Raw genomic sequence first — 1,342 nt, 5'->3', positions numbered from 1 at the left:
CCTCGATCTCGTTCTCACAGCAGAACAGGTGGGATATTTCATGGAGGAAAACACGGTGCAGCTCCGGCAGGCGGAAGCCGGTGTCTGCGCGTATCATCACGCCGTACTGCCCCCTGTCCACAAAAGCCTGTGCCGCAAAGGACTGAAAGTAGCCCTCCACCTTGTAGTCCTCGTCCAGGTTCTTCGGAAAATGCTCCCGGCAGAACCGCTCATAGACCTCCAGCCCGTTGTCCGGGGTGAAGAACGCAAGGACGGTGTTGTCCCTTGTGATGCCGGAGTCAAGGGCTTCGTTGAAGAAGTCCAGGGCGTCATAAAAGATGTCCCTCAGTTCCTGCTCCGTGTAGCGGCCCATATCCGCACCTCCTACTCCAGTTCTTCCCAGGGTTCCAGCCCCATCTCCTCCCAGGTGACACCATAAGGGGCGCCCCCGGAGGTGTACCCGGCGATATAAAAGAAGCGGTCATCCTGCTCCGGCAAGCTCTGCTGCTCCTGTACCGCCAGCCTCGCCTTTTTCCGGGCGGCCCGCTTGATCGCCAGCTTCTCCGCCTCGGTTTTCTTCACCTTGGGCTTCGGCGGCTCCGGGAGGCCGTTCTTTTCGATACGCTCCGCAAATCAGGACTGTTTTTTTCAGGAAAACATCATGGATGGTCTCATGGGACAGGCCCAGCCCACGGCCCTGTATCCTGGTGAAAGCCGTCTTTGCCAGCTTTTCCAGGTCGGCATCGGCGGGCATCTGCCCATGCTCCTTGTAATGGGTGTAGACCACGCCGAACATGACCTCGGACAATTTTTGCTTCTGTTTTGCTTTCAGGGCTTTCCAATCCTTCATGTCCTTCCAGTCATTTGCACCCATCCGATCACCTCCCGGCATCGCCGCCCCCATTGTAACATGGGCAGAGTGGATTTTCCATAGGTGTTTTGAGCGCAGATCAGACTATCCAGCGGAGACCATTGCCGCTTCTGCCTTGCGTTCCTCCTCGGCAAAGCGCGCCTCCAGCCGCGCTACCGTCCAGTCCTTTCTGAACTGACCCAGCGGTCCGGGACCAAACTGGGCAATAGCCCTTTCGTCCAGCTCCATCAGTCTCGCCCACAGCTCCGGGTGGTGACGGCGCAGCTTCCGCAGTTCCCCTATCCTCTGGAATGGACAGCACCAGCAGGAGGCGCGGTTGTAAATTTTATAAAGGCCGCCAAAATCAAAGCCCCGGTCATAGCTGTCAACGCCAATTTGAAATTGTAAGAAAACGCCGAAGAAATTTTGTAGTTTTTCGGCGGGGGGGGGTAACAAAACTAAGCGTTTCCTTGCTCAAAAAGAGTGTTCACGATTTGCTGTTTCTGGCGCATG

Annotated in this window: 2 protein-coding genes and 1 pseudogene; all 3 read right to left on the bottom strand. The window is 56.4% G+C overall.

All coding sequences use genetic code 11. The annotated features are described in order from the left end of the window. Window positions 1–352: pseudogene (locus tag D7X94_RS17930) on the bottom strand (hypothetical protein); the annotation flags it as partial. Between the two features lie 108 nt (window positions 353–460). Beyond that, on the bottom strand, window positions 461–853 hold the full coding sequence (locus D7X94_RS18840; protein ID WP_199715180.1) for a hypothetical protein: 393 nt from the start codon (window positions 851–853) through the stop codon (window positions 461–463). Window positions 854–934: 81 nt separating this feature from the next. Further along, window positions 935–1,285 carry a hypothetical protein gene (locus D7X94_RS17920; protein WP_330558257.1) on the bottom strand — a complete coding sequence of 117 codons (351 nt, stop codon included), beginning with the start codon at window positions 1,283–1,285 and terminating at the stop codon, window positions 935–937. Between the last annotated feature and the right edge of the window lie 57 nt (window positions 1,286–1,342).

Source organism: Acutalibacter sp. 1XD8-33, from assembly GCF_003612555.1.
In the GTDB taxonomy this organism is placed as follows: Bacteria; Bacillota; Clostridia; order Oscillospirales; family Acutalibacteraceae; genus Acutalibacter.
Note: the sequence above shows the minus strand (reverse complement) of the source record. Positions and strands in the feature narration are given on the sequence as shown.

Bases quoted from the DNA above. Each gene is read 5' to 3' on its own strand.
- D7X94_RS18840 (WP_199715180.1), bottom strand. From the start codon at position 853: ATGGGTGCAAATGACTGGAAGGACATGAAGGATTGGAAAGCCCTGAAA.